Origin of the sequence: Comamonas sp. CMM03 (assembly GCF_019218715.1) — a bacterium.
Classification (GTDB): Bacteria; Pseudomonadota; Gammaproteobacteria; order Burkholderiales; family Burkholderiaceae_C; genus Comamonas; species Comamonas terrigena.
The window spans coordinates 517,121-540,003 of the sequence record NZ_JAHUXB010000001.1 but is presented as its reverse complement, the minus strand read 5'-3'; the positions used below and the strand labels follow the sequence as shown (position 1 = coordinate 540,003).

Genomic DNA, 22,883 nt, shown 5'->3' with positions numbered 1-22,883 from the left:
CCCTTGTGACGAGACCGCGCCTTTTTCCAGCCCCGCTCTGCGGGGCTTTTTTGTGCCTGCGTGCCAGGGCCCTACCCTAGCCGCCTGGCGGGCAGGCCCTTCAGCGCGTCACGCGGTAGGCCAGCAATCCCAGCCATTCGTGCAGCGCGACCTGCCAGCGCAGCAGGCCGTGGGCCAGCGAATACTCGGTCCACGGCGTGGTCTGCGCGGTCAGGAAGTCCACCGGGTACGGGGTGATCTGGCAGCCCGTGGCGGCAAACTCTTCCATGGCGCGCGGCATGTGCCAGGCCGATGTCACCAGCAGCCAGGGCTGCTGGCAGCGCGCGCCCAGCAAGGCGGCCACGCGCTGGGCGTTTTCGCGGGTGGTGCGGGCGCCGTTTTCCAGTTGCACGCGGCCCATGTCCAGGCCCTGCTCGGTGTAGAACTGGCCGGCCATTTCTGCTTCCGTCACCCCGGTGGTCAGCAAGCGCCCTTCACCGCCGGAAAACACCAGCTGCAGCTGGGGGTTGCGGTGCATCCAGCCCGCCGGTACGGTCATGCGTTCGGCGCTGTTCCCCAGCGGCACCTGCTGGTGGTCCAGCGCAATCGCGGGCCGCTCGAAGGAGCCTCCCAGCACAATCACGCCGGCCGCCTGGGCCAGTTGCGCTTCGGAAGGCACTGGGTACCGGTTTTCCAGCGGACGCACCAGGGCATCGGGCAGCGCCAGGAAACCCAGCAGCGCCAGCGCCGCCAGACCCGTCCACTGGAGCCTGCGCGCCAGCCGCTGCAAACGCCCCGGCAACAACAAGCTCAACAGCCACAGCAGCAGCAGCCAGAACGCCGGCTGGGTGACGGCCGACAGCAATTTGGACAGAACAAACATCTCACTCCCTCTCTTGGTAGGGAGGGATTCTGTCCCATGCAGCCCGTCCGTCGGACCTCAGGCCCCAAGGACTGCGGGCAGCAAGGCCGCGGGTTGGCCGAAGGGGCGCAGGGCCCGTGCCCTGAACATGGGCCACGCGCTCCTGGGCACAACACGGTCTCACCCCAGGCCCTGTGCGGCAGGGGCCGGTGGCCCCGGTCTTGGGAGGTGGCGCTTACTGCCCTACGCCGCCATGGGCGATCGACCATTCGGCCGGCGCCTGCAGAAACTCTTCCCAGGTCTGCAGGGCCGCGTCGCTGAACTGGCCGCGCGCGCGGGCCTGTTCCAGCACATCGCGCCAGTCGCACAGGGCGTGCACGCGCACGCCGTGCTGCTGCAGCACCGGGGCGGCCCCCAGGCAGCCGTAGTCGAACACCACGAACAGGTCTTCCACGCGGGCGCCTTCGGCGCGCAGCGCATCGATGAAGCTCAGCTTGTACTGGCCGGCGGACACCATATCGTCCACCAGCAGCACCTTGCCGCCCTGCTCCACCACGCCTTCGATCTGGCGCACCCCCACGGCACGCTTGCGCACGTACTGCAGCGGCAGGTCCATCTTCTCGGCCAGCCAGGCCGCAAAGGCGATGCCGCTGGATTCGCCGCCGGCCACGCCGCTGAGCCCCTGCAGCGCGCCCGCGTCCAGCAGGCGCTGCAGGCCTTGCTTCATCAGCTCGCGGCGGATGGTGGGGAAGGAAATCAGGCGGCTGCCGTCCATGTAGACCGGCGTGGTCCAGCCCGAAGGCAGACGGAACGGGTCGGTGGTGCGGGCGTCGACGCAGCCGGCATCCAGCAGCCAGCCGGCGGCCTGGCGGCGCAGAAACTGCTGGTTGGTCAGGGGGGAGGAAGCAGCGGAGATCGAAGTGTTCATGGTGTATCAGGGTAAGCAGTGGCCGGTGGCGAGGGCAAGGCAGTGGCCATGCGCGCCACCAGGGCGCGCAGCCGACGGGCCCCTTCGCGGCCCTTGCAGGCGGCGTTCCACAGGGTTTGGGTCATGTTTTCGTGCAAGCGCACGGCTTCGGGCGAGGTGGTGACCATGGCAATGCCGTTGCGCACATTGGGCAGCTCCCCCAGGCGGAACGGGCTGTGCAGCAGCACATGGTGCTGCGGCCCCCGCAGCAGCTGGTAGGTGGCGGACGGCATGGCGTCGTCCACCAGACCCACCTGCACCTGCCAGGGCTCGCTGTCCATCAGGTCGGCCATGCGCAGCACCTCGTCGCACGCCGCCTGCACGCGCTGGGCGCGCACGGCAGCGGGCAGATCGACGCGGCCGACCAGGCCGGTCAGCACAAAGCGCTCCAGCTCGCGCAGGCCCACCAGGCTGACGATCTGCGGCTTGCGCAGCGCAAAGTCGCGCCTGCGCTCCTGCAGCACTTCCAGCATGCGGGCGATTTCCCGGCGGCGCAGGGTCGCTTCATCCGCCAGCAGCGTGGCGGGCAGACCTTCGTACAGCATCTGCCCCAGGTGGCCCAGGTAGGCGTCGGAGGTGAGCAGCAGCGAGATCGGCTCGAAATGCGCCAGGATGCGGTCGGACTTCTCTTCCAGCTGGCGCATGCGCTCGAACAGCGCCAGCGCGCTGGCGTAGTACTCGGTCTCCACACCCAGCAGCGAGGCCATGCTGGTGCCCAGCAAGGCGGCCAGGCGCTCCAGCGTATCGATCTTGACGATCTCGCCCTTTTCCATGCGGTAGACCACCGCACGCGACACCCCCAGCTGCGCCGCCACATCGTCGGCCTGCAGGCCGGCGCCGATGCGGTAGGCACGCAGACGGTCGCCCAGACCGGCATAGTCGATGGCCGGGCGGGGACTGTCAGCGGAAAAAGGGGTGGCAGTGGCGGTCATGGAAGGTGCAGCAAATCACGGGCTGGCGCGCACTATAGCGATGCGTGGCGTGCGATGCGCAGCGTGCGGCATGCGATCGCAGTGCGTTCAGGCGGGCAGTGCCTCCAACATATCGGCCAGCACCTGCACGCCCTGCATGAAGTCGTCCATCTCCATGGCTTCGTGCGGATTGTGCGAGCCGTTCTGGTTGCGCACAAACAGCATGGCACTGGGCACGCCGCCGTTGGCAAACAGCGCGGCATCGTGGCCGGCACCGCTGGGAATGCTCTCATGGGCAATGCCGCGTGCGGCACAGGCGCGGGACAGCAGCTCGGACAGCTGGCCATCGGTGACCGCCGGGTCGCTGAGCAGGCGGCGGTCGGGCTGGAACTGCACGCCGCGTTCGCGCTCGATGGAGCGCATCTCCGCCTGCACCAGCTGGTAGAAGGCTTCCAGCGTGTCGATGCTCTTGCTGCGCGCCTCCAGGCTGAAGCTGGCATAGCCCGGCACGCGGGAGATGGAATGCTCGGCCGGGTTGGTCTGCAGCACGCCGCAGGTCACCACCAGGTCGGTGCCGCGCTCCAGCAGCGCACGCCAGTGGGTGTCCAGGCGCATGATCAGGTCGGCCACGGCAAACACCGCGTCATGGCGCAGCCAGCGCGGCACCACGCCGCTGTGCTGGGCTTCGCCCACGCAGCCAATCAGGTTGTGGCGCACATTGCCGCGGATGCCGCTGACCACGCCCAGCGGGATCTTGCGCGCCACCATCACCGGGCCCTGCTCGATGTGCAGTTCCACATAGGCGCGGATGTCGCCCGGGTTCAGCAGCTTTTCCTGGCGGGCAATGGCCTCCACATCGGCGCCGCTGGCCTGCATGCATTCGCGCAAGGTCTTGCCGTCGCCCCGGCGCTGCAGCTCCAGGTCGGACGCCGTGAGCTTGCCCCACAGCGCGCCGGAGCCCATATAGGCCTTGCCGAACCAGGCGCTTTCCTCGCCGCGAAAGCCCACCACCTTCAGCGGCACCGGCAGCTGTACGCCCGCACGGCGCGCCGCCACCTGGACCAGCAGGCCGGCCACGATGCCGGCCAGGCCGTCGTAGTTGCCGCCCTGCGGCACGGAATCCATGTGCGAGCCCACCCACACGGCCGGCACGCTCCGGGTGTCCGCCGGGTCGCTGAAGACGAGGTTGCCCGCGCGGTCGCGTGCCACCTCCAGGCCTTCGCCCCGGGCGAAGGTCTCCAGGTGCTGGGCCGCCAGGTCTTCACCAGGCCCGTAGCTGGCGCGGGTGACCCCCACGCCGTCGAAAGTCAGGGAACGGATGTCGGCGAACAGCTGCGTCGCCAGCGGCTGGAAAGTCTGCAATTCCATGGGGAGAGAGAGGGTGCGCACAGTGCGCGACCCGACAGGGGTTGCTAAGGCAACATGATAATCTCGAAAAAGATACCGAATTTGAATGACACAAACATCCGAAAGAATTCAAAATATCTTTTTTGATACAAACCGGGCGCAAAAAAGGCCTGCACGCGGCAGGCCCGGGTGGCAACAGCGCAGGCAGCACAGGCAGCGCACGCTCTGCGCGCACTGCGGCTGCGCCCCTCACTTGGTGGCGGCGATATCGTCCAGCGTCTTCTGGCCGAACTTCTTGGCGAACTGCTCGTAGGGCTTGTCCAGCGCCTTGCGGAACGCGGCGCGGTCCACGTTGTCCACCACGGCCATGCCGTGCTTGCGGGCCTCTTCCACGCCCTTCTTCTCCACTTCGTCCACAAAGGTGCGCGACGCCTTGCCGCCGATCTTGGCACCGTCGGTGAAGGCCGCCTTCTGCTGGGCGTTCAGGCCATTCCAGAAGCTGGGCGAGACCAGCAGCACCATGGGGGCGTAGACGTGGGCCGTCAGCGACAGGTGCTTTTGCACCTCCCACAGCTTGGCCGAGGTCAGCACGGAGATCGGGTTCTCCTGGCCGTCGATGGTGCCCTGCTGCAGTGCGCTGACCACTTCCGGCCAGGACATGGGCGTGGGCGAAGCGCCCAGCGCGCGGAAGGCGGTGATGTGCACCGGGTTCTCCGTCACGCGGATCTTCAGGCCCTTCATGTCGGCCACGTTCTTGACGGCGTGCTTGTTGTTGCTCAGGTGGCGGAAGCCCTGCTCACCCCAGGCCAGCGCGATCAGGCCGCGCTGCTGGAACTTGGCCAGCAGGTCGGTGCCGAACTTGCCGTCCAGCACATTGCGGGCATGGCCCAGGTCACGGAACAGGAAGGGAATGTCCACCACACCCACGTCGGCCACAAAGTTGCTCAGGGCGCCGGTGGAGACCACGGCCGCTTCCACGGTGCCCAGTTGCAGGCCTTCGATCAGCTCGCGCTCGCCGCCCAGGGCGCTGGAGGGGAAGTGCTTGAACTGGAAAGCATTGTTGGTGGCCTTCTCCACATAGCCGGACCAGCCTTGGGCGGCCGCGCCAAAGTGCGAAGCCTGGGCCAGGGCATAGCCGATCTTGACTTCCTTGCCGGCAGCGGCAGCGTTCAGGCTGGACAGGCCCAGCAAAGCTGCAGCCGAACTGGCCACCAGAGTGCGACGGGAAAAACGCATGACAGGGGATCTCCTTAGTTATAGCGACGGGACGTGCGGGGAGGATTCTAGAGAGGCCCGCCCGAAAAAGCGGACGGACGGTAGAGACTGTTTCGCTGGGCGATTACACCACTGCCACCGTTGCAGGCCATCCGGCCACGCCACGCAAACGCAGATGCCCCCCAACCCGAAGCACAGGACAGGTCGGCTGCCGCGCGCCCGCCGCAGCGCACAAATGGCACGCCGGGCGTGGGGTGCAGGCAGATAGCAGATAGCAGGTAGTAGTAGCGAGTGGTGCTGGGAGCGCCCCCTGGAGCTCCTTCATGCCCATGCCCGTGCTGTGTGCCCCGTGCCTCAGCACTCCACGGCGCGGCCGTTGCGACAAGGCTCCCGGCATGCCGCCCTCGATGCCCGCCGTACCGCCAACAGACGACCGCACCTGGCGCCGTGGCCCGCGCTGCCAGGTGAGTCCACCTTCAGCACGCGCCGACATCCCTGCTTGGCTCAGGGTTAATTGCGAATGATTCTCGTTATCTCATATACTTCATTCCAACGAGCGGCAACCTCTACTGCTGCTCGCGAGTTTCATCGTGGGGCGCCTCGCAGGCCTTCGGGTCTGCAAAGCGTTTTTGCTAGCCAGCGGTTCGCCCGGTTAGCCAAGCACTTTTTTCAAAGCACGACCGACTCCATCTCGCCAGCGCCAGCGCACCTCCCCTGCCGCGCCGCTTCGCGCGCACTTCCCCTCTTTGTCCCTGCCTGCCCGCCTGCGGCAATCCCGATGATGACCCTCTCACTGGTCCATCAGACCACCGTTGTGCTTGCATGCACGCAGCGCCATGCCCGCTCCTGCATCGGCCCGGCACCATCGCCGAAGCTCAGCGCATCTGAAACATCTCCTGGTGAAACCGTTCGGGCGGCAGGCCGTGGGCACAGAAGTCTTCGCGCAGCGCCTGGCCAAACCCTGCCGGGCCGCAGAACCAGATGCTGGCGGACCGCCACTGCGGCACCGCCGCCCGGATGCGCTCGCCGTTCAGGCGTCCATCCTGGCCGTCGACCAGCAGGTGCAGGCGCACATCCGCCGCTGCGGCATCGGCCGTCAGCTGGTCTATCGCAGCCTGCTCGTAGTCGGCCGTGGGGTGGAACAGATCCACCGTCCGGGTGTGCGGGTGGGCGGCGCGGTGCTTCAGGCGGGCCACAAAGGGCGTGATGCCAATGCCCGCACCGATCCAGATATGGTGCTGCAACCCATCCTCAAACGTGAAACAGCCATAAGGGCCTTCCACCGTGACCGGCATGCCGGGCTTCAGCCGCTCCCGCAGGCGGCTGGTGTGGTCGCCCAGCGCCTTGGTGATGAACGTGAGCCGGCCCTCTGTCGGGTTCCAGGCCGAGGCAATGGTGTAGGGGTGCGCGCCTTCCACCCGGTCCGAGGTGACAAAGGCAAACTGCCCCGCCGCATGGCCGGGCCAGCCGGCCTCCAGCGCGACCGTCGTTTGCAGCACGCGCAGCGCCGGGTACTCGGTCAGGGTCTCGATCCGGCCCTGCACCTTGCGCCCGGCACCGATCCGCCCTGCCAGGGCCAGTACCGCAGCCACGCTGCCGCCCAGCAGCAAGAGGGCCAGCACCACGCCGACCGGCTGCGTCCAGTAATCGGACTTGGTCAGCACCACGGAGTGGTAGGCCAGGGCCAGATAGGCCAGCGCCAGCACTTTGTGGGTCTTGACGAAGAGGTGGTAGGGAAAACGGTGCACCAGGGCAAGGACGATCAGCACGGCCGCCAGGTAGAAGGTCCACTCGCCCACGGATTCCGCCAGACCCCGCTGGCTGCGCAGCCAGGCTTCGATGCTGCCCATCGCCTCGGCGGCATGGGCCTTGCGAGCCGGCTTCTCCAGCCAGCCCCAGCCCACCATCCACTTGGTTCCCTTGGCCCACCACCAGTGCAGCACCGCCCACACCAGCGCGGTGATGCCCAGCCACTTGTGCAGGCGGTACATCTTGTCCAGGCCGTCCAGGTGCGGCTCCAGCCACTTCGGCCGCAATGCCAGCAGCATGGCAATGCTCATCAGGCCGATGGCCAGCACCCCGCTGTACTGCACGAACACGGTGCGAAACGAGAAATAGCTGAACGCCTCGGGGCGCAGCGTATCGGCGGCCAGCCACAGCGCGGTCAGCACCAGCAAGATGGCGACAAGAGCAAACTGGATGCGCTTCATGCATAACCTCCCTTCGGATCTGGGCAGCCCTGCCGCCATCTTAGGGACATGCCCTCCATGGCGCGTGCTTCCGCCCCACGGGCAGGCCCGCACAGGATCAACGGCACGCCCTGGCGGCTATGGCGAACCGCGTCGGCAGTGGCTGCCAACCATTGAAACCCAGAGTTTCTACCCGACTGCCGCAGTGCGAGAACGGTCTGTGACCAGGATCAAGCAGGCAGGCCTTAGCGCCTTCGCGCCCTGTCTCCAGCCGCCCACAGTCCTCTCCCGCGCGGCCATGCCACGGGAGGTGCCATCCATGGCAGAGGCCGTCAGTCCCCATACCTGTTACCTGCCCCCAGTTCCCTAGGGATGGGTCGGCGCAGCGCCAAGGCGGTCGGGGCGAACGCAACAAGGACACAAGCACAAAAAAAGGCCACCGCGGTGGCCCTGAAAACCTGTGGTTGCGCGCTTACTGGCCAAACCGGCGTTTGGCGTCCGTCACGCACTTGTCCTTGGCATCGCCGGACAGGGCGTCGCACCGCTCGGCCGCGGCCTTGTAGTCCGCTTCGCGCACGTTCTTGTCGGCCTCACGACGGACCGCAGACACATCGGCAGCCTTGGAGGTAGGGTCGGCGTTGGGCTCGTTGCGTACCTCGGCCACCTTGGCCGCTTCCAACGCCTTCACATGGGCGGCCTTGGCGTCCTTCTTGCAGACGTCCTTGGCATTGCCGGACTGGTCGTCACATTTCTCGGTGGCTACGTCATAGCCGGCATCCGCCCGGGCCTTGGCCGCCTTGTAGCGGTTGCTCTCGCTGGCATCCTTTTTGTAATCCAGCTCGGCCAGCGCCACCTTCTCGTGGCCCTTGGCTTCCTTCTCGCACACATCCTTGGCATTGCCATTCATGGTTTTGCAATGCGCCACAGCGGCTTTGTAGTCGGCACTGATACGGTCTTTTTCGGCCTTGTGCTCGGCAGGTGTCAGTGCGAATGCCGAGGTGGCCATCACGGCCGCCACGCAGGTGGCCAGGAGTTGGGGAAATTTCTGCATAGTCGGTCTCCTTGTGGGAGTGGGAGGGGCTGCCGGCTTGCCTGGCAGCCCCCGCAAGATCGGACGCTTATTCGTCCCAGCGGAAGTCGGGGTTGCGCTTTTGCCAGTCGGTCAGCTGCTGCTCAGCCACCTCCTTGGCAATGCCCTGGCGCTCCTGGAGCTTGCCCAGGAACTGATCGCGCTTGCCGGCAATGACGTCGAAGTCATCGTCGGTCAGCTTGCCCCACTGTTCCTTGATCTTCCCTTTGAACTGCTTCCAATTGCCTGCAATACGGTCTTCGTTCATATGGCCTCTTCTTGGGTTGGACGGAGAGTGGTTCCCCGTCGAAGTTGATGGCATCTACCGGTGCGGTAGGGGGAAGCCCTACTCTAAGAAGCGGAGCCCGCCCCCCTCGTCGGGCATGGGGGCACATGGCTGTGGGGGTGTACCTACCGCGTGTGGGACCTCTTGGAACGCTCCCCCAGGGGCAACCCTGTAGGACGAAACGAAGGGTTACGAGAGAAAAAATCCCGCTCCACGCCCCAAAAAAGGGCAAAGCCGAGCGCGCACTCCCCCAACTTACCCTTTCGCCAGTAGGGCCGGCCATTGCCTTGCACCGCGTGCAGGCAGACCATGGGCACTCCCTGACGCGTGCAAGGCTTGCCTATGAGTGGACAGACTCCCAATCCCAACTGGCCCAGCAAAACGGGCGCACCATCCGGTGGTGGTCGCGGCAACAACCCGCCCCCAGGCGGCGGGAAGAAGTGACGCCACTGGCCGATTCACTCCAGCCCCTTGCGAGGGGCTTTGTTGTGCCTGCCGCGCAGCACAGGAACCGCTCTGCTGCAGAGAATGGCAACACGCCTGTCGGCACGCAAAGGCCCCAAACTTCGGACCCCACACCGCGACACATGGTCTTTGCGAAGGGGCTCCGATCGGCAATGCGCACATACTGGTCCTAGTCCCGGCGCAGGTCACTGATGGCAATCCAGCCTGCTCGGCACAACCCTGCGCAAATCGGCGCATGCCGCCAGCGACAGGAATCCTTCTGCATGACAGGTTGCCGGAGACGACCATGATCAGACTCCAGCTGCAACTTGAATTGGCCTACACGGTGCTGCCACCGGGTGCCGACTTTTTCTTTTACTTCCATGCGGCGCGCACCGCCCACCAGGTGGTGCCGTATGAAAACCTCACCATCAGCCAGAGCGGCGCCACATGGGATGTGCAGCAAAGCCAGAACGTGGGCCAGCGCTGTCTGCGCCTGCATGCGCAACCCGGGCCGCTGCGCGTGCAGTACCAGGCCACTGTAGAAATCACGCACCACCTGGACGACCCGCTGCACATTGCCGAAGTGCCCGTGCACCTGCTGCCGCTGGAGGTGCTGCACTTCATCTACCCCAGCCGCTATTGCCAGTCCGATCGCCTGTCGAACTACGCGGTAGGACTGTTTGGCCAGTTGCCACAAGGCTATCTGCGTGCCCAGGCGATTTGCGACTGGGTGCGTCGGCATGTCACGTTCCGCTCCAACAGCTCCAGCGGCACCACGTCAGCCGTGGACACGCTGATAGAGCGCGTGGGCGTCTGCCGCGACTTTGCCCACCTGATGATCGCCCTGTGCCGCGCCATCAACCTGCCCGCGCGCTTTGTCACCGGTACCGACTACGGCGCCGACCCGACACTGGGCCCGCCCGACTTCCACGCCTACGTCGAGGTGTACCTGGGCGATCGCTGGTATCTGTTCGATCCCTCGGGTACAGCCGTCCCCATGGGCATGATGCGGCTGGCCACGGGGCGGGACGCCGCCGACGTCGCCTTTGCCACCATTTTTGGCGGTGTGGTCAGCGAGCCTCCCCATATTCAGGTGTGGACCGACCAGGACCCCGCACACGGTTGGGCGCAACCCGTGCACACGCTCCAGGCGCTGTCCACCGACGGGGTCACACCGGCACACGGCCAACCAGCAGTCACCAGCTAGGGCAACCAGGGCTCTGCCCCATCTGGCGGCCCCCTGTCTCTGGCTGCCCTGTGCGCATTCCGTGCACGCACCACGGCAGCGGGCTCTCTTGCCCGTCAGCGGCCCCTCGTGCGCAGCACAACCACACGGCCCCTGCAGCCGAGCCAATGAGGCAATCCGGGACATGTGGCTCAGTGCCGGCAACCCCAAGGATGAACAACGGTCAGGAGAGATAGCAGGCCAGGGCTGGCGATCCCTCGGCTCCGGCGCCATGGCGGCCGCAGAAAAAACAAAGGCCCTACAGGGCCTTGTTGAATGCATGAAAGCTGGAGCGGGTGATGGGAAGTGGCACACACTTTTGCGCCACTCTTGCAGCCCCTGTGACAGAGGTAAATCCTAGGTCAAAACGGAAGGCTTGTGTCACACCTTTGTGTCACCCCCTTGCAATAGTTGGCAAAGAAAAAGGCCGCATGAGCGGCCTTATGTGCAGGTTGGATGCAATCAGATCAGCAGGTGCTGACGGAGCTAGTCTTGTGAACGCGAGTGAAGGTGCCATCCTTGTCAAAGGCCAGCACCAGGGCATCGCCCTTGGCTCCCAGAGGGGTGCCCACAACGTGCTTCCACTGCATCAGAACTTCGCCGTCCTTATCCGTCCGGGTAGCCAGTGGCTTACCCAGCTTCTGGATCACTTCAGCCTTGGTGGTCACACCAGCCTAGAACGTGTTTACTGCGCCCTTGCCATAGGACTTCCCCACCACAGCGCAGCCCGTCACGACGAAAGCAGCCATCGAGATGGCGATGATCTTCTTGATTCTGTTCCTGCAATGCTTATTCTGCAAAGAATATTTAATCAATAATATTCTCTGGCTAGCAAATCTGGCAGTGATCCTGGCGCACAAAATGACTGACTAATACGCTGAATCAGCAAGAATAATTGCCTCTCCATTTCAAAATAATCATTTCGAGGGGCAAGATAAACTTGAATACCTGCTGGAGAAAGTTGATCCCTGATACGTTGCTGATGCTTTTTGTAATCAAAACCACCGGTCGCACCAATCTTGCACACATTATTGGAATCCTGAATAACCGAATTCAGCCCAACAATTAGGCCTCTAAATTCAGCAGAAACCGAGGTCTTCCCACTTCTCGATTGATCAAAAATAAATCCATATAACAATAGTGAATCGATTAATTGTTTAGATAGCCTATCTTTTCGCTCAATTTCCGCATCAATATATTCCCGAAATACTTTCAAATGCTCAATATGATTAGCCAGCGCTGCACTACCTGAAGAATTTATGTAGCTCAAAAGTGCCACAAATATACCCCCAATAGTCGCAATTGCCACACCAACATCAAGTGTTGCCTTGGCAACAATCAGGGATTCATCTATACTCTCAAAATAATATGAAACGCATTCCCCGGTAAAGCAGAAGTCCTTAGAAAACAATTTCTCTTCCAGAGAAGTGCTAACAAGAACCAACAAAGAAAAACCGATTCCAATAGAAAATACAAATATTAGAACTCCTCCCAAAACAACCAAGCCAAGGGATCTTCCAAGAAAATATTCTTTTATTTTATTCATACTTTCCAGAGGGTCGCATGACTATTAGCCGAGCTCTTAGCTCAGCTGCTTTCTTCGGAAAAGATCGCTTGAGGATACCCAACCTCTCCATGGCAACATAATATCTCTTATAAAACCAATATGTGCTTCTATAGTTTGGCTTTAAGAAATCAACCTCAAGCCTGTCAACTTGTCTCTCAGCTCTTTCAATATCTTTGTGAGATGGCAAAGGAAGAACACGCCGCACGCGCGCAAGAAGCTCTGAATGCTGATTGTGCTTAACACGCCCAAGCTTATTGACACGCCCCATACAGCGATTAAAGTCACGCCTATATGCACGTGATGCTCGATATCCAGGGCTATTCGCCATTAACTCAAGATTTTTTACCGCCGCACGAATATTCCGTGGCTCAGATGGCGGCAATCTAGGCTGACTAAAATCAACCCTTAGACCGTGGACAATCAAGGGCTGCATGGATGCATGCTGAATTCTAGTCTTTCCATCATTTAATGGAAGATCTGCACCATGCAGCATTTTTTCAACTTGCTTTAGCGAAAATCCAAAATCGTAATTTGCCAATTTACTGGAGATCGTTATGTCATCAACCAGCCGGGTATACACAAGCCCCTTGTGTCGCAAGCGCTTAACCAAATCGCCCTCAACGGCATGTAAGCACAAGGTTGCGATATAGCTTGAAGTCAATGCACCCTGAACAACATGCTCGCCTTTGCAGCATACATTGGCCAAAGCATCAGCCACATCCGCCGGATATTTCAAGAAGCTTTCAAATATACTAACGACTGCTTCATAATGAATATTATCGAAAAAATCCTTTATATCCACAGACAAAACGCTCTTCGCACAGCAATGCTGTCTCGCGCAATTGACGTAATCCTTATCCGATGCAGGGGATATAGAAAGGTCATCGTTTGGAATAGACCCAAAAACATGATCAGGCCAAGAAATTACATCCTGATCAGAAAAAATTCTTTTATTTATTCTTCGTTGAATTTTTCGAATTAAATGATGCGGATTGTTAATAATCCGATCAGATCCATCCTTCTTTGGAACCACCCCTGAAGTGTATCTTTGCTCAGGAGAAAGTTTCATCGCAGCAGTCAACTCTGCAACGCTAATATCCAATGCATCACAGAGATTATCGATATTAGAAATCGAGCTTAATGCTACCTTTTCAGGGTGAAGCTTAGCCGTATATGTCAAGACCACCCTCTATATTCAAAGTGGTTTGACCAACCCATAAAATAGGGTGCAGAAGGGTATGTTGCATTCATCGACAAGTCGTTGGTAACTGCCATACCCTTCATGGCCAAACCCTGCGACTAACTCTCTTCGAGGCGAAGAGGCGGACGGTGCCCCCTCCTCCCCACAAGCCAACCTGCGACAAAAGCACAAGTCAGCGTCTGGTTTACAGACTTACCCAACAACGAAAACTGTCGATTGCAGCAAACGGGCGATACACCCGCGCGATACAAGCTTACTATGCCATGCGCTTACATTTGCAATAAATTTTACATTGAGGCGATTAAGCGACACTCCTTTGCGCACTCACAATCAATGAACGTCATCACAAAGAGTTAGTTTGTGCGCACTATCAACTTCACTGACTGTGCTTAATAGAAGATTTAGACATTGACTTCAAAACCCCATGAGTCAAAGCTACGCTAGGAATTTCAGTGTGGTTAGTCTGTCGCAACAACTCGCTCACGTAACCGGCTCAGGGTGCTACGGCTGCACCCTGTAGCCTGCTGAATCTCGCTCCACTTCATACCCTTGGCCAGCATGGACACGATGGCAGCATTGCGCCCCGCATCCTCCCTGCGCCCCTTGTAGGCTCCTCCGGTCTTGGCCTTGGCGATTCCCTCTGCCTGACGACGGCGGCGGTCTGTGTAGTCCTTGCGGGCAATCGCGGCCAGCATGTCCAGCAGCATCCCGTTCACAGCGGCCAGAATGCGGGCCGTGGTTTCGTCCGTGGTGGCAATGCTCTGCCAGGACGTGGGCAAGTCCAGCGCCACGATGCGCACACCACGCACTCCAATCTCACGCTTCAGCACCTCCCAGTCCGCGTCATTCAGGCGTGACAGGCGATCCACCTGCTCAATCAGCAGCACGTCCCCCGCCTTGCAGTCCCCCAGCAGCCGAAACAGCTCAGGGCGCTTCAAGCTCGCCCCGGACTCGTTCTCCACATACCAAGCAGCCACAGCCAAGCCACGCTCTGCAGCGAAAGCCTCTAGGGCAGCACGGGCGCGGTTTGCGTCTTGTTCTTGGGTGGAGGCTCGGAGGTAGGCGCGGACAAACATACTCAGTTCGATATAGATGGTTCTTTGGAATCGGTTCGTTTTAGGTCGTCAAAGCCTATAAGCAAAACCAAGAAACAATGGTTCGCTTGAGGCATACCCAAAAAGTGTCAATACATTGTAGTTCTTATATGTGAGAGTCTTACGAAATTTGCTACAGTTTCTCCATGACTGAAAATGAAGCAAAAACACAGCGAGGCCGCAAGCCAATTGGAGGCAAGGCCATGACCGCCGCAGAGCGCATGCAACGCCGCGAGTCGAAGCTGAAAGAGCAAGGCGTGCGCACCTTCCGCATGCGTGTTGCCCCGCTCCACATGGAATGGATTGAGGCTGCCGCTGCACGGCAAGGCATCGCTGTGTCAGCTGCCCTTGGGGACGTGCTGGAGCGGGCGCTGGATCGCTATACCGGCGTCATGGCTCGCGCCAAGTTCCTGGAGGTCAACTGCGGCAACGTCGAAGCTGCCGCCGATTTCGTCAGCACTCAGCTCGTTCCCCCGCTGCCCTCATTCGATGAGCTAGCCGCCCAGTTTGGCCCTGCGCCCGCAAAAATTTGACAGGTTTTTGCACCACTTTTGCAGCGCATCGTCAGCCGACGCACGCACACCAATAGCGTCAACGCATTGAATCCAAATGGCTTTTGGCAGCGCGGTGCTGGTTGCCCCCCCTCGGACAGTCACGCACCTCCTAATAACTGCATAGATACACCTCTCCTAAAACAGTCCAAGAGACAGTCTTAGACAGACCAAGACAATGACAAAAAACACCGCGCCGGACGCCGTTGCCCAAGCCCTCAGCATGAGGGCGGCGGGCTACACAGTGACGGCCATTAGCCAGCAGCTTGGCATCGGCGTGCGAACCCTCGCACGCCTCTTCGCCAAGCATGGCACCGCCAAGGGCACAGCCCTGCCCGAAGTGATCGAGGCCAGCCGCAGCAAGCTGCTGGCCCTGATCACTTCAGACGATGCAATCCGACAGCAAGCAGCCCAGCTCCTGCAGGACGACCTTGCACACGTTCAGGCCATCCGCGAAGCGATGGCCGCAACGCTGGAGACCGTCACCGAGAAGCCTCCGACAACGCCCAAGGATGCGGCACTAACCATGCGGGCCATCGTGGCCTACTCAACGGCGCTGAAGAACACGGCGGACGTGTGGAGGCACAGCCTGCGCATGGATGAGCGTGCAGCAGACGACAAGCCTTTGCCAGAGCTGGTGATCCAAGAGCTGACCGCCGAGCAGATCGAAGAGTTGCGGCAACGCGAGTTCAATCCATACGAGGAAGCCGCACCGGCTGGAGCTGTCATAGAAATGGCAGAGTCCTGACCGAGCCAGCAGAGCGAAGTCCTAGAAAAATCGGGACTCCCTCAATACCTATCATTCAAAAAAATGGGTGCATTTTTGAAAATCGCACCCCACCAGGAAGGAGCTGCCGGATCACCACGGCGGCCTAGCGATGCATCCCGAAATCAACCTCAGCGACTTCAAGGCCACAGCCACCATCGACTGGCTGGACATAGCGGTCACGCTGGGGCGCACCACACAGTTCCAATACGTCCAAGCAGAGCTGCACGGCCTGCTTGGGCTTAGCCCATCCGATGCGGTCATTCACGTCACACCTCAAAACGTAGACAAGTGCACCGACGCAGCCACAGGCTTTGTGCTCCGGCTGCAAGAGCACCACCACGGCAACAACGCAGCCAAGATTGCCCACGTCGTGCTCGGCCTAGCTGCTCGCTTTGAATTCGCGGCACCAGCGCGGATCGCAGCGATTGAGGTTGCATTCGACCTGAAGCCGCGCCACGACCCCCAGGCGGTCTACGACGCCTACGCGTTGCTGCAGGGCGGTATCGCTGCCTATGGCGAGCACGCTCGTCAATACGCCCCTAGCGTGCGACACGGGGGCCAAGTGGTGCCACTCACCCTTGATCCCTTACTGGCCCCTCAAGGCACGCTGTATGTCGGGCACCATGATGCCAAGCACGGGCACCAACCAACACCCAAGGCCTACCGGGTCTACGCGAAGGTCACGGACAACAACGCTGCACCCCTGCCACCTGAACAGCACCGGGCGCGGGCAGAGGTGACGTTGCAGCTGGATGCGCTTGAAGAATACGGCCTCACAGACCCGCTGGCGCTGGCCTCCTACGACTTCACCAGACTGGCAGACCTGCTGCACTTCCAGCAGCTCAAGCCTGTAGAGGCCATCGTCCAGGCATCGCGCAACAAGCTAGCCACAGACCTGCGAGAGGCCATCAGCGCGATTGGCACCACCGGGCGCCCAACGTCGCCCGAAAAGCTAGCTCAGTTCCGCTGGCGCGTGAAATTTAGCCCCGTGAAGGCCGCTGCGCTTGCCAGTCTCCACAGGGGCACAGACCGCGTGATGGAGTGGCAGGGCGGGTGGCTTGGTTCTGAGGGACGAGCATTGCAGCACAGCAAGGACACCACGCCGGACGCCAAGCTGAACCGCAAGGTCAAGAGCGCCCTTCAGGCGCTTTCTCGGGGCATGGCCAGTGCGACCTACCCTCCTACACCGAAGAGGTGCGCCAGACCCCGTTAAGAGTCCTTTGCCGCAATCTTGGCCCGTGCCTTATGACGTGCAAGGTTTTCCCGCCGCTTCATGGCATCTAATAGCGCTCTCATGCCATCAGCGGTATCAAACGGGGCGATGTTAGGCAAGGCGAATCCAACCCTTGAAAGGGTGGCAATGTGCTCATCCGCCAGCCTGGACTTGATGTAGTGCAAATGGCCGGTGCTACCGACAGGGGCATGGCCCGCCAAGTCGTCGCGCATTCGATCTGGCATATCGATGCGATCACAGGCGGTTAGGAAGCTATGCCGGAAGCTGTGAAACGAAAGGCCGACACCGCGTTCAATCCCAAGCTGTTTGCCCAAAAAATGCTCATTGAACCACTGTCCGGCATATTTCCCATACCCTTTTTCCTTGTCATGCCTCAGCTCAGGGAACAGACGCACATGCCCTGCATCGCGTAAGGCAGCGACGTATTCCAAAAACCCCAAACGGATCAACCCCGGGTGCAAGGCAATGACACGCTGTGCGTTGATTGTCTTTAGCCGTTTGTCGCCGTCCGCGTCAATCTTCCCCTCGCCGTCAAGGTTGAAATCAAGATGCCATGTCCCCGCTTCGCTTTTCCTCACATCCCCAAGATAAAGCTGCGCCAACTCATTCAGCCTAGCGCCTGTATAGAGAGCGAGTAGCGGAATCCAATACTTGTATGGCGCGGTCTTTCTTTTCCCGCCAGCGGTCAGCTCACTACGTCCACTGCGCCACCAGCTCTGATTGAAAATTCGCCCAAGCATGGTGGAATCGAATAGCTGGCGCTTGTCCTGGTCTTTGACCCTCTCTGATGAACCAAGAGTGTCAACCATGCCTGCAGCCGGGTCGTCGCGCATGTAGCCGTTCTTGACCGCCCACTTAAAGGCCCCTCCGATTTTTTGGACATACCGCCCAGCACGCACCGGCCCTATCAACTCCACCTCGTCGGCCCCAGCCGCTTTTATCAGCCCCTGAATGTCCATGCCGTGATATTTCTTGCCAGGGCCACGGCACCGGTTTGAGCCATGAGGAACTCCGGCCACGCGCTCCATGTATTCACGCACCAGTTCCCGGTCAATGTCGCCCAATACGGGGTCACCCATTAACTCGACGAACAGCCCCAGCATGTGGCGGTTCTGTCCATTGGTGGATGGAGCCCAGCGGCCTTCTCTGGCCTTGTAATAAGCATCCAGCAAGGCGCTGCATGGCATGTCCCTGTGTTTGTATGCTTCGCCCATGGACACGCGCAAGGCGGCATCAGTTGCCGCGTCCTGCATTGCCTGGATCACGTCCGTGGCGGGTGCTGGTGGTCTAGCAGCGTCGCGCATCTCAGGCGTGACAGCCACCGCCAGCCGCTGCCGCACGCTCTCACAGTCGGCCCGCGTCGCCAGTAGCTCACCAACGGGAACATCCACGCCAGGCCAGTCCAGCACCACATGACGGCCCGCACTGTCCTTAAACACGCAGTCGGTGAAAATTTCGCCGCTTGTGAAGACCAGAGACTCAGGTCGCAGGGAAAGCGTCCCAAAAATGGGGCTAAGCCGCTTACCTGCCAGGCTCTCTCCCACATCAACACCGGGGCCACCATCCTCATAGCTCAGTTGCTGCACAGCGGCCCCCATCAAGCCGCCGACCTGGACGCTCAAGCCCTGTTTTCTGGCCTTGAACTGGTCGAATAGCTCCAGCACCGATAGGCCCATCTCTGGCGCAGCGTCGGCCAGCTTGACCAGCCCGCCCGATAGCAGCAGCGGACTACCCGCAATCAACTTTTCCAAATCCATACCACCACTGAGGCGGACAAATTCCGCCTTCCACTGCAATGCCGCAGCGAGCGCCAAATGGCAAGCCAAGGCGCGGTCAGTCGTGTTGAGGGATCGGCGTAACTCTTGGGTGCGGAAGTGAGGCAGTAGAGCCTCTGGCACTCGGATGCGGGCATAGTAGCGCCCGCTACTGCGGCGATAAAAATAGGCCATGTGTCACACTCTTGTGTCACAGGGCTGCCCCGAAATGGGCCATCACCGAATTATGCTATTGATAGCAACAGCTTAAGAAAACATGGAGCGGGTGATGGGAATCGAACCCACGTTATTTGCTTGGGAAGCAAGAGTCCTACCATTGAACGACACCCGCAGCGCTGCGGATTATAGGCATGGGCAACACGGCCAGAACGCGCCAGCGTGATTTTTTCTTGCGGCCTCACGCATCCGGCAAGGGCCGCAGGCTGCGCCGGCTTTCAAAGCGGCGCGGCACCCCGGTGACCGGGTCCACAAACTCCAGGCTGCGCGCCAACAGCTGTAGGGGCCGCGAGAAGTCCCCCGGCTCGGCATCGTTCACCACGGGGTACAGCGCATCCCCCCACAACCCCAGCCCCAATGACGCCATGTGCACGCGCAGTTGGTGGCGCTTGCCGCTGATGGGAGACAGGCGGTAGCGTGCCCAGTCGCCCTGGGATTCCAGCAACTCCATCTGCGTGCGGCTGTTGGCCTCCCCCGGCACCTCGTGCATGCGGATGAAGTCCCCGCTCTCGACCATGCGGCTGGCATGCTCGCGCGGGAAGACCACCTCGCTGCGCCACGGTGCCACGGCCTCATAGGTCTTGCGCACCAGCCGGTCGCGGAACAGGGCCTGGTAGGCGCCCCGGTCCGCGCGCTGCACGGAAAAAAGCACCAGGCCCGCAGTGTCCCGGTCGATGCGGTGGACCGGCGACAGATCGGGCAGACCCAGCTGCCGCTTCAGGCGCACCAGCAAGGTATTCTGCAGATAGTGCCCGCCCGGCATCACCGGCAGAAAATGCGGCTTGTCCGCCACCACGATGTGCGCATCCTGGTACAGCACCTGCGCCTCAAACGGCACCTGCGGCTCGGTGTCCACCTCGCGGTAATAGTAGATGCGCACACCCGGCAGAAAAGGCGTGTGGGCATCGATCCGCTGCCCGAACTCGCTCACCACCTCGCCCTGCGCCATGCGCCGCAACCAGTCCGCACGTGCCACCGCCGGCAGGCGCTGTACCAGATAGTCCAGCACCACGCCATCCCCGCGCGAAGGCAGCACCACACAGCTGGGCTTGATGCCAGCGCGCACAGGAAGAACTCGGGGATCGTGGGTGTTGTACATGGCCATGCGCGCGCGCAGCGCCCATCCATTCACACAGGGGAAAATGAAAAAAGCGCTGCAGCGTGTCAGCCGCAGTGCTTGTATGTGTGAAGGACTGCGGGATGCAACCACAGCACACCGGGGACGCTGCGCGGGTCTGCGCAAAATGAGGGGCCATTTTACCCGCGCAGGCAGCAGGCTACAGATAGCAGATAGCCGTTGTGCACGGGGCATCCAGGGCATAGCCCCGCAGAGGTTGCCGCCCCTGCAAGGCTGGGGCTCCGGCGCATGCATCCACACTCGGCGCCGCTGCCACCTCCCTCGATACGTCGTCAACCTGCCCTGTCGTACCAGGTGTATGCCTGCGGTCTCCAACCTCAGACCCCCGTCCTGGCCACACACCACGGTGCGCGGGGTCGTGTGCGCCGCTCTCCATCGAAGCTTGGCCCTGGATGAAAATCGTATCCATGCAATCCGTCATTTCACCACCACCCGGCAAGGCATGCCCGGTGGTCATCCGCGATCACGGCCACATCGAGATCCTGGCTTTCGAGCACCCCTTGGCAGGCCTGCAACTGGTCAAAGGCACCATCGAGCCGGGCGAGACTTCCGCTGCGGCGGCACTGCGTGAATTGCGCGAAGAAAGCGGGCTGCATGCCTCCCACGTCGCAGCGGACCTGGGCCTGTGGGCATCCGGCCACGCCAACCAGATCTGGGCATTTCATCTGTGCGAGGTGCACAACCCGCCCGACTCCTGGACCCACCGCACCTATGATGATGGCGGCCACGACTTCCGGTTCTTCTGGCACCCACTGTCGCAACCTCCCTCCGCGCAATGGCATTGGGTATACCAAAGGGCACTGCAGTACATCGCCAGCAAACTGGTCGTGTGACACCGCTGGAAGCAATATGCCAATCGCGGATACCAAGCGTGGCGAGCGTCCCCGCGCATTGAGCTTGGCAGTTGGCCTGCGGTGCACGCAGTACGACAGCGATACGCGAAATATCCACGAGGTGTGAACGGCTCCCGCCAACCCGCCAACTTCAGCCCAGAGTTGCCTCGCCCACAACCCTGATGTGACGTCTCGCTAAAGGAGCAAGCTCGCGCCCACATTCACGGCTTCGCCACCACTGACCCAAGCTGCAAGTAGCACCTGTCCATCTGCTAGCTCTGTCTAGGCTGGAATGCTATCTGGCAGCGGTGACCATGCAAGATCCAGGCGACAACTTGCCGCAGAAACCAGCGGCTGCCACACAACTACCCCTTCACGCCATCGAGCGCGGTCGTGCTGCTTCGGAGCTCAGCCCTGATCGCGCCCACCTGCGCCAGCGCGTTGTCTCCCTGCCATCGCCCTCGCGCCAGTGCTTGAGATTGCTGTTGCCTGCCTGGAATGGTGTCCAGATTGCAAATGAAATGCTACATTCCTGCACCTTAGCGGTGCAATTTAGCACATCGCCTGAAAAGAGTTTCAGCCCCAATTCTAAATAAAACAAATATTAGCGCATGTTTTTAGCAACGGATCAGACAGTCAAAATAAATACCCGATATGACTCCATCCAGGCACTGCGTGGAATCGCAGCATTGCTGGTTGTCTTCTTTCATTTCCGATCATTATTCAACCTTCCCAACTATCCTCTTGGAGATAATCTGTTTTCATATGGAGGGACAGGGGTAGCGTTATTTTTTATAATTAGCGGATTCGTCATGGGCCTTCCTGATTACAGGCCTGGATTGAATTCAATGCTTGAATTCTCTATAAAGCGGATAGCACGCATTGTTCCATTGTATTTGATAGCATCAATTGCCTGGTGCTACGTGACCATTCCTGACTTCAGATTAATATCTACTAGTCAAGACAACATAGAGTTAATTAAATCATTATTCTTCTACCCACTGTCTAATGATCATGCTCCAATGTATGGGGCAAAATTATTTGTTGGGTGGACTTTGAACTATGAGATTTTTTTCTACGGTATCGTAGCACTCAGCATATTGTTCAAATTTCCAAAATTAGTAATATTGCTTTTCTTTGGAACCACCCTGATTATTATACCTTTTTATTTTCGCGATATAACTTTATCTCCATATCTCGGCTATAAGTTCAATTCTGGCTACCTAAATATCGCCACGAATCCTATAATATGGAATTTTATTGTTGGATTTTTTATTGCAAAATTAGTGAAAATACTTCCAAAAATAAACCAAGAGCTAATTTTTTCACTATGCTTGATTTCTGGATTTTTGGTTTTTTGGCAGATGTTTTCTGGATATGGAACAGGCCACGGAATAACCCAATCCGGCGCGGGCTTCGCTGTAATGATTACAGCATTTGCATGGTATGAAAAGTACTATTCGCCCAAGATCAACAAGCATCTGGTCTATCTTGGAAATATATCTTTTTCGATATACATCTGGCATTTCATCGTACATTCATTTTTTGAAGATCTATTTCTTAGAATGGGAATGAGAAATTATCTTTATGGATTTCTTTATGGAACATCCATGGTAACAATTACCATTATTTTCTCTCGATATTCATACATATTAATAGAAGAAAAAATATCAAATTTTATAAAAAAATGGATGCTTAAGCTTGTCCAGCGTAAGCTGACTAATGGAGTTTGATGCTTTCTAACTGAATGCCTACGGCAAAACATTGCTTCACATACTCTTTCAAATAAGTCAACGCTGCGTCGTCTTCGGCGATAGCATCCCGGAGATCGAGAACACGCTCTGATACGCCTGCATCGAGCGTGATGGCGCCATCGCCCACGCCGCCGGTGGCGACATCTGTGGACCCTGGACCACCGGGTTGATCGACGTAGCAGGTGACGATGCGCACCCCGCAAGTGCCAGCGCGCACGCAATCACGCAGACGCTCTGTTTCAGCTTTTGCATTG

20 protein-coding genes, 1 tRNA gene and 1 pseudogene are annotated in these 22,883 nt (G+C 59.8%); 6 read left to right on the top strand and 16 right to left on the bottom strand.

All coding sequences use genetic code 11. The features are described 5' to 3' along the window. Positions 1-100: 100 nt before the first annotated feature. From KW830_RS02605 to KW830_RS02570, 8 genes are all read right to left on the bottom strand, one after another. Positions 101-862, bottom strand: coding sequence for a YdcF family protein (locus KW830_RS02605; protein ID WP_066532868.1), 762 nt, complete (start codon positions 860-862; stop codon positions 101-103). A 214-nt stretch (positions 863-1,076) separates the two neighbouring features. Continuing rightward, positions 1,077-1,769, bottom strand: coding sequence for an orotate phosphoribosyltransferase (locus KW830_RS02600; RefSeq protein WP_192333892.1), 693 nt, complete (start codon positions 1,767-1,769; stop codon positions 1,077-1,079). After that, the gene (locus KW830_RS02595) at positions 1,766-2,740 is read right to left on the bottom strand and encodes a helix-turn-helix domain-containing protein (RefSeq protein ID WP_066532869.1); all 975 of its coding nucleotides are present in this window, start codon (positions 2,738-2,740) and stop codon (positions 1,766-1,768) included. The genes KW830_RS02600 and KW830_RS02595 overlap by 4 nt, the downstream gene beginning before the upstream one ends. 87 nt (positions 2,741-2,827) lie before the next feature. After that, positions 2,828-4,087 carry a hydantoinase/carbamoylase family amidase gene (locus KW830_RS02590; protein ID WP_218331977.1) on the bottom strand — a complete coding sequence of 420 codons (1,260 nt, stop codon included), beginning with the start codon at positions 4,085-4,087 and terminating at the stop codon, positions 2,828-2,830. A gap of 228 nt (positions 4,088-4,315) precedes the next feature. Continuing rightward, positions 4,316-5,302 (bottom strand): TRAP transporter substrate-binding protein, encoded by a 987-nt coding sequence (locus KW830_RS02585; protein WP_218331976.1) that lies wholly within the window; start codon positions 5,300-5,302, stop codon positions 4,316-4,318. Between the two features lie 854 nt (positions 5,303-6,156). Beyond that, entirely contained in the window at positions 6,157-7,491 is a 1,335-nt protein-coding gene (locus tag KW830_RS02580; protein ID WP_218331975.1) for a ferric reductase-like transmembrane domain-containing protein, read from the bottom strand. Positions 7,492-7,942: 451 nt separating this feature from the next. After that, positions 7,943-8,521: a hypothetical protein gene (locus tag KW830_RS02575; protein WP_218331974.1), complete on the bottom strand. Its 579-nt coding sequence runs from the start codon at positions 8,519-8,521 to the stop codon at positions 7,943-7,945. A 67-nt stretch (positions 8,522-8,588) separates the two neighbouring features. Beyond that, positions 8,589-8,807, bottom strand: a complete 219-nt coding sequence (locus KW830_RS02570) for a CsbD family protein (protein WP_066532883.1) — start codon at positions 8,805-8,807, stop codon at positions 8,589-8,591. Positions 8,808-9,576: 769 nt separating this feature from the next. Here KW830_RS02570 and KW830_RS02565 point away from each other — a divergent pair. Next, the gene (locus KW830_RS02565) at positions 9,577-10,479 is read left to right on the top strand and encodes a transglutaminase family protein (RefSeq protein WP_218331973.1); all 903 of its coding nucleotides are present in this window, start codon (positions 9,577-9,579) and stop codon (positions 10,477-10,479) included. A 485-nt stretch (positions 10,480-10,964) separates the two neighbouring features. Here the strand turns inward: KW830_RS02565 and KW830_RS02560 are convergent, their stop codons facing one another. The 4 genes from KW830_RS02560 to KW830_RS02545 form a co-directional block, all read right to left on the bottom strand. Continuing rightward, entirely contained in the window at positions 10,965-11,165 is a 201-nt protein-coding gene (locus tag KW830_RS02560) for a hypothetical protein (protein WP_218331972.1), read from the bottom strand. A 143-nt stretch (positions 11,166-11,308) separates the two neighbouring features. Next, complete coding sequence (locus tag KW830_RS02555; protein WP_218331971.1) at positions 11,309-12,043, bottom strand: retron Ec48 family effector membrane protein; 735 nt, start codon at positions 12,041-12,043, stop codon at positions 11,309-11,311. Continuing rightward, positions 12,036-13,244, bottom strand: a complete 1,209-nt coding sequence (locus KW830_RS02550) for a reverse transcriptase family protein (protein ID WP_218331969.1) — start codon at positions 13,242-13,244, stop codon at positions 12,036-12,038. Before KW830_RS02550 ends, KW830_RS02555 begins: the two co-directional genes overlap by 8 nt. Before the next feature lie 479 nt (positions 13,245-13,723). Further along, on the bottom strand, positions 13,724-14,341 hold the full coding sequence (locus KW830_RS02545; protein ID WP_218331968.1) for a recombinase family protein: 618 nt from the start codon (positions 14,339-14,341) through the stop codon (positions 13,724-13,726). 164 nt (positions 14,342-14,505) lie between these two features. Between KW830_RS02545 and KW830_RS02540 the strand changes: the two genes are divergently transcribed. The 3 genes from KW830_RS02540 (at position 14,506) to KW830_RS02530 (ending at position 16,892) form a co-directional block, all read left to right on the top strand. After that, a complete protein-coding gene (locus KW830_RS02540) occupies positions 14,506-14,892 on the top strand; it encodes a hypothetical protein (RefSeq protein ID WP_218331966.1) in 387 nt (128 codons plus the stop codon). A gap of 196 nt (positions 14,893-15,088) precedes the next feature. Further along, positions 15,089-15,658 carry a hypothetical protein gene (locus tag KW830_RS02535; RefSeq protein WP_218331964.1) on the top strand — a complete coding sequence of 190 codons (570 nt, stop codon included), beginning with the start codon at positions 15,089-15,091 and terminating at the stop codon, positions 15,656-15,658. A 130-nt stretch (positions 15,659-15,788) separates the two neighbouring features. Continuing rightward, complete coding sequence (locus KW830_RS02530; protein WP_218331962.1) at positions 15,789-16,892, top strand: hypothetical protein; 1,104 nt, start codon at positions 15,789-15,791, stop codon at positions 16,890-16,892. On the opposite strand, the gene KW830_RS02525 is transcribed toward KW830_RS02530, so the two are convergent. The 3 genes from KW830_RS02525 to KW830_RS02515 all read right to left on the bottom strand — a co-directional run bounded on the left by KW830_RS02525 (position 16,889) and on the right by KW830_RS02515 (position 20,003). Continuing rightward, positions 16,889-18,862 carry a site-specific integrase gene (locus KW830_RS02525; RefSeq protein WP_218331960.1) on the bottom strand — a complete coding sequence of 658 codons (1,974 nt, stop codon included), beginning with the start codon at positions 18,860-18,862 and terminating at the stop codon, positions 16,889-16,891. The genes KW830_RS02530 and KW830_RS02525 overlap by 4 nt on opposite strands. An 83-nt stretch (positions 18,863-18,945) precedes the next feature. Next, positions 18,946-19,019, bottom strand: a tRNA-Gly gene (locus tag KW830_RS02520). A 66-nt stretch (positions 19,020-19,085) separates the two neighbouring features. Then, positions 19,086-20,003, bottom strand: a complete 918-nt coding sequence (locus tag KW830_RS02515) for a pseudouridine synthase (RefSeq protein ID WP_218332598.1) — start codon at positions 20,001-20,003, stop codon at positions 19,086-19,088. A 446-nt stretch (positions 20,004-20,449) separates the two neighbouring features. Here KW830_RS02515 and KW830_RS02510 point away from each other — a divergent pair, with 446 nt between their 5' ends. Continuing rightward, a complete protein-coding gene (locus KW830_RS02510; RefSeq protein WP_218331958.1) occupies positions 20,450-20,875 on the top strand; it encodes an NUDIX domain-containing protein in 426 nt (141 codons plus the stop codon). Positions 20,876-21,486: 611 nt separating this feature from the next. Then, on the top strand, positions 21,487-22,608 hold the full coding sequence (locus KW830_RS02505; RefSeq protein ID WP_218331956.1) for an acyltransferase: 1,122 nt from the start codon (positions 21,487-21,489) through the stop codon (positions 22,606-22,608). Here KW830_RS02505 and KW830_RS02500 read toward each other — a convergent pair. Next, a pseudogene (locus tag KW830_RS02500) lies at positions 22,595-22,879 on the bottom strand (lysis system i-spanin subunit Rz); the annotation flags it as partial. The gene KW830_RS02505 and the pseudogene KW830_RS02500 sit on opposite strands and share 14 nt — an antisense overlap. Positions 22,880-22,883: the final 4 nt, after the last annotated feature.

What these genes read in the sequence shown, in the direction of transcription:
- KW830_RS02515 (WP_218332598.1), bottom strand. Translation starts at nt 20,003, where the DNA reads ATGTACAACACCCACGATCCCCGAGTTCTTCCTGTGCGCGCTGGCATC.
- KW830_RS02595 (WP_066532869.1), bottom strand. Translation starts at nt 2,740, where the DNA reads ATGACCGCCACTGCCACCCCTTTTTCCGCTGACAGTCCCCGCCCGGCC.
- KW830_RS02535 (WP_218331964.1), top strand. Translation starts at nt 15,089, where the DNA reads ATGACAAAAAACACCGCGCCGGACGCCGTTGCCCAAGCCCTCAGCATG.
- KW830_RS02580 (WP_218331975.1), bottom strand. Translation starts at nt 7,491, where the DNA reads ATGAAGCGCATCCAGTTTGCTCTTGTCGCCATCTTGCTGGTGCTGACC.
- KW830_RS02590 (WP_218331977.1), bottom strand. Translation starts at nt 4,087, where the DNA reads ATGGAATTGCAGACTTTCCAGCCGCTGGCGACGCAGCTGTTCGCCGAC.
- KW830_RS02565 (WP_218331973.1), top strand. Translation starts at nt 9,577, where the DNA reads ATGATCAGACTCCAGCTGCAACTTGAATTGGCCTACACGGTGCTGCCA.
- KW830_RS02510 (WP_218331958.1), top strand. Translation starts at nt 20,450, where the DNA reads ATGCAATCCGTCATTTCACCACCACCCGGCAAGGCATGCCCGGTGGTC.
- KW830_RS02575 (WP_218331974.1), bottom strand. Translation starts at nt 8,521, where the DNA reads ATGCAGAAATTTCCCCAACTCCTGGCCACCTGCGTGGCGGCCGTGATG.
- KW830_RS02540 (WP_218331966.1), top strand. Translation starts at nt 14,506, where the DNA reads ATGACTGAAAATGAAGCAAAAACACAGCGAGGCCGCAAGCCAATTGGA.
- KW830_RS02525 (WP_218331960.1), bottom strand. Translation starts at nt 18,862, where the DNA reads ATGGCCTATTTTTATCGCCGCAGTAGCGGGCGCTACTATGCCCGCATC.
- KW830_RS02585 (WP_218331976.1), bottom strand. Translation starts at nt 5,302, where the DNA reads ATGCGTTTTTCCCGTCGCACTCTGGTGGCCAGTTCGGCTGCAGCTTTG.
- KW830_RS02605 (WP_066532868.1), bottom strand. Translation starts at nt 862, where the DNA reads ATGTTTGTTCTGTCCAAATTGCTGTCGGCCGTCACCCAGCCGGCGTTC.
- KW830_RS02555 (WP_218331971.1), bottom strand. Translation starts at nt 12,043, where the DNA reads ATGAATAAAATAAAAGAATATTTTCTTGGAAGATCCCTTGGCTTGGTT.
- KW830_RS02505 (WP_218331956.1), top strand. Translation starts at nt 21,487, where the DNA reads ATGTTTTTAGCAACGGATCAGACAGTCAAAATAAATACCCGATATGAC.
- KW830_RS02600 (WP_192333892.1), bottom strand. Translation starts at nt 1,769, where the DNA reads ATGAACACTTCGATCTCCGCTGCTTCCTCCCCCCTGACCAACCAGCAG.
- KW830_RS02530 (WP_218331962.1), top strand. Translation starts at nt 15,789, where the DNA reads ATGCATCCCGAAATCAACCTCAGCGACTTCAAGGCCACAGCCACCATC.
- KW830_RS02545 (WP_218331968.1), bottom strand. Translation starts at nt 14,341, where the DNA reads ATGTTTGTCCGCGCCTACCTCCGAGCCTCCACCCAAGAACAAGACGCA.
- KW830_RS02570 (WP_066532883.1), bottom strand. Translation starts at nt 8,807, where the DNA reads ATGAACGAAGACCGTATTGCAGGCAATTGGAAGCAGTTCAAAGGGAAG.